We start from the raw sequence: 5464 nt of genomic DNA on the forward strand, positions 1-5464 counted from the left end.
CATAGAATGCTGACTGCCCATGTCGATACTCTCGGAGCGATTGTAAAAGAAATCAAGCCGAGCGGCCGACTTAAGCTTGATTTGATTGGAGGCTTTAAATACAACTCAATCGAAGGTGAGTATTGCGAAATTGAAACTTCAGGCGGCAAAAAATTCACTGGAACGATTTTGATGCACCAGACATCTGTGCATGTGTACAAGGATGCTGGGAAAGCAGAGCGCAACCAAGACAATATGGAAGTCCGAATTGATGAAAAAGTACATAGTGCAGACGAGGTAAGAGCACTCGGAATTGAAGTCGGTGATTTTGTTTCTTTTGATCCGCGTGTTCAAACCACACCTTCAGGATACATAAAATCACGTCACCTTGATGACAAGGCAAGCGTGGCCATCCTGCTTCAGTTAATCAAACAAGTTAAGGCAGAAAACATCGAACTCCCTTATACAACACAATTTTTGATTTCTAATAACGAAGAAATTGGCTATGGAGGAAACTCGAATATCACACCGGAAACCGTTGAGTATCTGGCGGTCGATATGGGAGCAATGGGCGATGGCCAGTCTACGGATGAGTACACAGTTTCCATCTGCGTAAAGGATGCAAGCGGCCCATATCATTACGAGCTGAGGAAGAGGCTGACACAGCTTGCGATTGACAATGAAATCGGCTATAAACTCGATATTTACCCATTCTACGGATCAGACGCATCTGCCGCGATCCGTTCAGGACATGATATCATCCATGGACTTATCGGGCCGGGTATTGACTCTTCCCACGCTTTCGAAAGAACACACAAGGATTCAATTGAAAATACAGCAAAGCTTCTATACCACTACGTACAGTCTGAAATGATTTTATAATGAAAAAAGGTGATCGACTTCTATTTGAAGTGATCACCTTTTTTGTTACCTACAGCCTATTTAGGGAAAAAGTAAGCTGTCTTAGTTAAAATGGATTGAAAGAATTGTAAGTAGAGTGCTGTTTTACCCCAAAATGACATCTCCAACCAAATCCCGGGTAATACAGGGGCCTTGCTTTTACCCAAATGGAACTCAAAAGTGAATTAAGGGTAATGCAGAGGTGCTGCTTTTACCCAAAATGACCTCTCCAACGATTTAAGGGTAATGCAGAAGCCTTGCTTTTACCCAAATGGAACTCACAAGCGAATTACGGGTAATCCAGAGGTGCTGCTTTTACCCAATGACCTGGTCAACGATTTAAGGGTAGTGCAGAATCGTTGCTTTTACCTAAAATGGCTCCATCACCGAATTACGGGTAAAGCAAAAGGGGTTATTTAACTAGATTCTCCCAGTTGAATTATTTTATAGCCTCTTCAGTAACGGTCTCAAACGGCCAGGCTGGAAGCATTTTGGACAATGGCTTATCGACTCGATATCCTAAAACATACTCGCCCTGCATGACTGTGTGAATTTCTCGTGTTCCTTCGTAGATGACTGGTGCTTTGGCGTTCCTTAAATACCGTTCAACCGGATACTCGTTGGAGAATCCGTATGCGCCATGAATTTGGACGGCATCATTTGCTGCTTCATAGGCATAGTCGCATGCCTGCCACTTGGCAAGTGAGGTTTCCCGGGTATTCCTCTTTCCCTGGTTTTTAAGGCAGCCTGCACGGTAAACAAGCAGCCGGGATTGTACTAGGCCTGCTTCCATCTTGGCAATCATCTGCTGGACAAGCTGGTGTCTGCCGATCTCTTTGCCAAAAGTGCTTCGTTCATGACAGTACTTCACACTTGCCTCAAGGCTTGCCATAATTGTGCCGCATGCCCCCGCAGCTACCGTAAAGCGGCCATTATCCAATGCAGACATTGCAATTTTAAACCCATCCCCCTCCTGCCCCAGCAAATTTTCTTTAGGAACCTTTACATGATCAAAGAAAATCTCTCCGGTATTTCCGGCCCTAATACCCAACTTTCCTTTTATCGCTTTGGATGAAAATCCTTCCCAGGTTCTTTCCACAATAAAGGCAGAAATGCCGTGGTGTTTTTTACTTTTATCGGTGTAGGCAAATACCAGAAAATGGTCCGCTGCATCACATAATGATATCCATGTTTTTGATCCATTGAGTACGTAGTGATTTCCTGCGTCACGCGCCGTTGTTTGCATTGCCGCGACATCGGACCCTGCATTAGGTTCGGTAAGCCCAAAGGCTCCTACCTTCTGTCCTTTTGACTGAGGTACCAGGTACTTTTGTTTTTGATCCTCATTTCCCCACTGTAGCAAGGTCATGCTGTTAAGCCCAGTGTGCACCGATACCGCGGTCCTGAAGGCCGTGTCGCCCCGCTCGAGTTCCTCGCATACAATCGCAAGGGAGTTATAATCCATTCCGCTGCCGCCGTAATGTTCCGGTATACAGACACCCATTAGTCCCAGGTCGGCAAGCCTAGTTAAAATACTGGTTTCAAAATGCTGTTTCTCATCCCAATCTTTTATATAAGGCATGATTTCCTTATCGACAAAGCTCCTGACTGTTTTTCTCAAAAGATCTTGTTCTTCAGTAAAATCAAAATTCATCAACTGTGACCACTCCTTTATCAACTCGAGCTGTTAGGATATTGCAAAAAGAGGGTGAATCCCAGACGGATTCCCCTCTTAAATCCATTTTATTTAACCCCTAATGGGACGACCTGCTGGCCAACAGCCTGGATCAGTTCTTTTGGCATTGGGAAGGATACGGCTGCAGGGTCCTTGGCAACGGCACCCGCAACCCGCTCCAGGTCTTCCTCGGTTAAATTGTATTCTGTAAAGTCTGATGGCAATCCAGTCTTATGCTGCAGCAGGCGCAACTTTTCAATCACTTTTGCCAGCACGGCTTCATTTTCTTCATCAGCATCAAATTCAACACGCAATGCCGAGGCAAGTTCTTTTACTTTTGGAAGATACAAGCTTGGTACAAATTCCATCACCACAGGCAGGAAAACGGCATTTGCCAGTCCATGAGGGATTCTGAACAATGCTCCATATGCATGGGCGAAGTTATGGACAGGAATGGCATTCAAAGCAAAACTGAATGCGGTTATTCCCATTAAGCTCGCCTGAAGCATTTCCATCCTGGCATCAAGATTAGAACCTTCTGCTACTGCGATTGGAAGGTTCTTTTCAATCAGCCTGATTGCGTGCAAAGCATGGGCATCAGTCAGTGCAGTGGCACTAGGTGAGGCAAATGCCTCAATCGCATGAGTCAATGCATCAAAGCCGGTAAAAGCCGTAATTGCCGGCGGCAGTCCTACCGTCAAGTCAGGGTCCAGCACTGCGATATCCGCACTGAGGAAAGGATTGATGATATTGCCTTTCATCTGGATATCTTCATTGTAGATGACCGCAATCGGTGATACCTCTGACCCAGTTCCCGCTGTAGTTGGAATCGCGATATGCGGGATCGGGATATGGGTAGCCTTTGGGAATTGCTCAAATAAAAAGCCGCCGGGAATTGCTTCCTTGATGTCTGTTAATCCTTTATGCATTGCATATTTAACGCCCTTAACCGTATCAAGCACACTTCCTCCTCCGACAGCAAGCAATCCGTCAGCCCCCACTTCCCTTGCATACCGGAGAGCATCATTCACCGAACGGCTTTCAGCATCCTGGGCAATGTCGACATAAATCCCGGCAAGTTCAGGACCGGTACCTTTACCGGTCAACTCAAAAATCTGGGCAACTTTATCTACTACTCCGGCTTTTTCCAACCCCCTGTCGCTAAAAAGAACAACTCTTTTAGACCCTAATCCCTTAAACAAATCAGGTACCATGGCACGAGAATTTGACCCACTGTAGATTGCCGAACGCAGGGAGAACTGTGATAATGTTGTCGTTTGCATCCTTTTCACCTCATATAATTTTTTTAAAATCTTTTATTCAGCTGTATCGGATAAAAGCAGTCCATACCAAGTACGCTTATGAGCTTCCGGTACCATCGAAGTGTGCACATGCTTGACTTGAGTGTAGGCATCTAATGAATGCTTGCCCATTTCGCGGCCGATTCCGCTCTGCTTGTATCCGCCAAATGGCGCATCATTGCGCAGCATATGCCAGTCATTGATCCAGACCACACCAGCCTGCAGCTTGCGGGCAACCTCATAAGCTTTATTCACGTCCCTGGTCCATACACCGGCAGCAAGCCCATAAATGGAATCATTCGCCATTTTGATGGCATCCTCAACATCTGTATAACGAATCACAGACAAAACAGGTCCGAATATTTCTTCGCGGGCAATTTTCATGTCATTCGTTACATTTGTGAAAATCGTTGGCTCAATGAAATGTCCATTTTCACAGCCTGCAACCTTTGCTTCGTTTCCGCCGCAAACAAGGGTCGCACCTTCTGCTTTACCTGCTTCGATATAGGATAAAATCGTCTCTTTTTGCTTCTGGGAAATCACCGGTCCAACATCTGAAGCAGGGTCAAGTGGGTTGCCAAGCTTGATTTTCCCAGCCAGCTTCACAAGATTCTCAACGATCACATCATGCAAGTGATCCGGAACAAACAGCCTCGTGCCCGATTCACAAAGCTGGCCCGAGTGCAGGAACACCCCGAATAAGCTTCCTGGCAGTGCGATGCTTAAGTCAGCATCCTCCAAAATGATGTTAGGTGACTTACCGCCAAGCTCAAGTGTCGTGTTCTTCACTGTCCCTGCGGCCAGCTGCATCACCTTTCGGCCCACTTCTGTCGATCCTGTAAAAGCAACCTTATCAACTTTTGGGTGACTGGCCAGCTTTTCCCCAACTTCAGCACCAGGGCCAGTCACGACATTAATCACTCCAGGAGGGACGACCTGTGAGATGATTTCAGCCAGCTTTAGAGTCGATAAAGGAGTATAGCTTGCTGGCTTGACGACGACCGTATTTCCCATCGCCAAAGCTGGAGCGATCTTCCATGTCGCGATCACCATCGGCAGGTTCCAAGGAGTAATCGCAGCGCAAACTCCGATAGGTTCGCGCCAGATAAAATTATGTGCCGGTCCAGGGAATGGCGGACTGGGCAGCGTTTCCGAAAATTCATATTCTTCAACGAACTTGGCCAATGTCTGGAACAAATCGACCATCTGCAGAATATCATTTGCGCCAATTCTCCTCACCGTACCTCCGGAGCTGACCGCTTCAAGATAAGCCAGTTCCTCAGCATGGGCAGCGATTTGATAGGAAATCGCATAAAGGACCTTCGATCTGTCCTTTGGCTTCATATCCTTCCAGTCAGTTTCATCAAATGCCCTGCGTGCTGCATCGACGGCCCTGTCTACATCAGCTTCATTTCCTTTTGCCACACGTGCCACCAGTTCTCCAGTCGCCGGATTTAAGACTTCAAAGGTTTCCTGGCTGCTCGCTGCCTCCCATTTTCCATTAATGAATAACGGGAACGTTTTTACATCGACATTTACAGTCATTTTGCTTCCTCCTTAACATATAAAAATATTGGTTATAACCCTTATAGGTGATCGTTTTGAAATA

4 protein-coding genes are annotated in these 5464 nt (G+C 46.3%); 1 reads left to right on the forward strand and 3 read right to left on the reverse strand.

Features of this window, described 5'->3' with window-relative positions:
• A partial coding sequence (locus tag ACH0QE_RS07060) for a M42 family metallopeptidase (protein ID WP_415800002.1) occupies positions 1-861 on the forward strand: 861 nt, incomplete at its 5' end.
• 457 nt (positions 862-1318) lie between these two features.
• On the opposite strand, the gene ACH0QE_RS07065 is transcribed toward ACH0QE_RS07060, so the two are convergent.
• The 3 genes from ACH0QE_RS07065 to ACH0QE_RS07075 form a co-directional block, all read right to left on the reverse strand.
• A complete protein-coding gene (locus tag ACH0QE_RS07065) occupies positions 1319-2533 on the reverse strand; it encodes an acyl-CoA dehydrogenase family protein (protein ID WP_415800005.1) in 1215 nt (404 codons plus the stop codon).
• Positions 2534-2622: 89 nt separating this feature from the next.
• Positions 2623-3837 (reverse strand): iron-containing alcohol dehydrogenase, encoded by a 1215-nt coding sequence (locus ACH0QE_RS07070; protein WP_415800003.1) that lies wholly within the window; start codon positions 3835-3837, stop codon positions 2623-2625.
• Between the two features lie 33 nt (positions 3838-3870).
• On the reverse strand, positions 3871-5400 hold the full coding sequence (locus ACH0QE_RS07075) for an aldehyde dehydrogenase family protein (protein ID WP_415800004.1): 1530 nt from the start codon (positions 5398-5400) through the stop codon (positions 3871-3873).
• Positions 5401-5464: the final 64 nt, after the last annotated feature.

The organism is Mesobacillus sp. (assembly GCF_047739415.1).
GTDB lineage: Bacteria > Bacillota > Bacilli > Bacillales > Cytobacillaceae > Mesobacillus.